General features: G+C 33.6%; 3 protein-coding genes. All 3 read left to right on the plus strand.

Annotated features, from left to right (window positions below; genetic code table 11):
* A partial coding sequence (locus AC1DTM_RS23005) for a serine hydrolase (RefSeq protein ID WP_477000971.1) occupies positions 1-598 on the plus strand: 598 nt, incomplete at its 5' end.
* A gap of 31 nt (positions 599-629) precedes the next feature.
* Positions 630-773 carry a hypothetical protein gene (locus AC1DTM_RS23010; protein ID WP_002013225.1) on the plus strand — a complete coding sequence of 48 codons (144 nt, stop codon included), beginning with the start codon at positions 630-632 and terminating at the stop codon, positions 771-773.
* A gap of 278 nt (positions 774-1051) precedes the next feature.
* Positions 1052-2260: an L-lactate MFS transporter gene (locus AC1DTM_RS23015; RefSeq protein WP_477000972.1), complete on the plus strand. Its 1209-nt coding sequence runs from the start codon at positions 1052-1054 to the stop codon at positions 2258-2260.
* Positions 2261-2435: the final 175 nt, after the last annotated feature.

The raw sequence follows: 2435 nt of genomic DNA on the forward strand, positions 1-2435 counted from the left end.
GCTTATTTATCAGCTGTATAATAAGAGTTTTCCTGAACTATTAAAGGAGCGTGTATTCATACCTGCTGATTTCAAAGAAACTGGATGGAGAATAAAGCAAGATGATAATTTAGTTAAGGTTGTTGTAAATCCAAATGAAGATGCCATAAATAGTGTTGGTACAGTAGATGACGGCTCCGAGAAAAATTTGTTTGTCTCTGCGAGAGAATTTGCATACTGGGGGAACCTGCATTTAAATAACGGGTTTTTAAATGGCAAACAAATTGTCCCAAAAGAAGTTATAGCACTTGCTACGAGCTTACAAAGTCCAGAGTATACAAATAAAGAACTACCTCAAAACGGGTTGTTTTGGTTCGTTCAAAATGAACCTGCTTTATTTAGTGAACTTGGTGAGCGAGTTCCTAAAGGTTCCTATCAAATATTAGGAATTACAGGACCAACGATATTAGTCATTCCAGAATATAATGTCGTCGTTGCTAAAATGTACAATAAAAGATACAACTATGGTGGGGATAATTATTTATATTATTTACGTGAATTTAGCAATTTAGTCGCTGATACATTTAGTAGCAGTAAAAATAATATGGTTAGGGCATAACTACTCCTATAATAAAAAGGAGTGAACTTTAATGAAAAATGAAGTGAATAAAAATAAAAAGCAAAATATAAAGGATGTAAACACAGAACAAAACGCGATTTATAGCGATCCGAAAGATGCAGCTAATATGCAAACTGTACCGCAGCCGAAAGACTTTGAGGAAATTGAATATTAATTTTCTCTCCGACTTATTTATGAAAGAAAAATACGTCTTAAGTCTCATCACTTTCAGCAAATTATTTGATAACATATGTACATAAGCATTCGAAAATGTCTTATCTTAACAAAGCTTTCTTTAAATGCTGTATATAATCTACAAAAAGACACTTCTTGATGAAGTGTCTTTTTGTGTACGCTAACTTAATTTCCATTTTCCGTACAGTATCTTGCAATTTATCATGGATATACTAACTGTGAAAATTCATGTCATGATAAAAGAAGGGGACAGTTAGTATGAAACAAACATCTATAAATCCGTTGTTAATTGTTCTAGGTACAATCATTGTTCAAATTGGCCTAGGAACAATTTACACATGGAGTTTATTTAATCAACCCCTTKTAAGTAAGTTTGGATGGAACCTCAATTCAGTCGCGATTACTTTCTCAATTACGAGTTTTTCTTTATCATTCTCAACTCTATTTGCAGGAAAGCTACAACAAAAATTTGGACTTCGTAAACTGATCGCTACAGCTGGAATTGTTTTAGGACTCGGTTTAATACTTAGTTCACAAGTTTCCTCATTACCATTACTTTATTTAYTAGCCGGTGTTGTCGTTGGATATGCTGATGGAACAGCATATATTACATCACTATCTAATTTAATTAAATGGTTTCCAAACCGTAAAGGGCTTATTTCTGGTATATCTGTTTCAGCATATGGAATGGGTAGCTTAATTTTTAGATATGTAAACGGAAATCTTATCGATAGTCTTGGTGTATCACAAGCATTTTTATATTGGGGTATTATCGTCTTACTTTTAGTATTAATCGGATCGTTCTTCTTACGTGAAGCAATTGTAAGTAACACCGCAACTGAAACATTACACAATGACTATACTCCGCGTGAAATGATGCGAACTAAACAAGTATATTTCTTGTTTTTCATGCTATTTACTTCCTGTATGGGTGGTTTATATTTAATCGGTATGGTAAAAGACATTGGGGTGCAGCTCGTTGGTCTTAGTGCAGCGACTGCCGCTAATGCCGTCGCAATGATCGCAATCTTTAATACAATAGGTAGAATTATTCTTGGAACGTTATCAGATAAAATAGGTCGATTAAAAATCGTCTCTGCTACATTTATTATTATTGGATTGTCCGTCTTCACTTTAAGTTTTGTTCCACTARATTACGAGATTTATTTTGCCTGTGTAGCAAGTGTTGCCTTTTGCTTTGGTGGTAATATCACTATATTTCCAGCCATTGTTGGGGATTTCTTCGGATTAAAAAACCATAGCACAAACTACGGGATTGTTTACCAAGGTTTCGGATTTGGTGCACTTGCAGGATCATTCATTGGAGCACTACTTGGTGGATTTCAACCAACCTTCATTACAATCGGTGTTTTATGTGTTATATCTTTCGTTATCTCTATAGTAATCCGCCCTCCAAATGCAGAAAAGGAGAAGGAAATCAAATCGTTAAATCGAAAAATAGCTTAATGCTAAGAAAGAGTCCTTATACTAGGGCTCTTTTGCTTTACAAAAAAATGTATAAATAATGGATGACATTCAAAAAATCTAATTTTATCCTTGTACTTATTTCATAATCTAACATTAAAGAAGATAGGACATTCCGATTATTAAATTGAATAAATAATGTAAAGGAGCGTGATAG

It is taken from the genome of Bacillus sp. P4_D3, assembly GCF_056401855.1.

Bases quoted from the DNA above. Each gene is read 5' to 3' on its own strand.
- AC1DTM_RS23010 (WP_002013225.1), top strand. From the start codon at position 630: ATGAAAAATGAAGTGAATAAAAATAAAAAGCAAAATATAAAGGATGTA.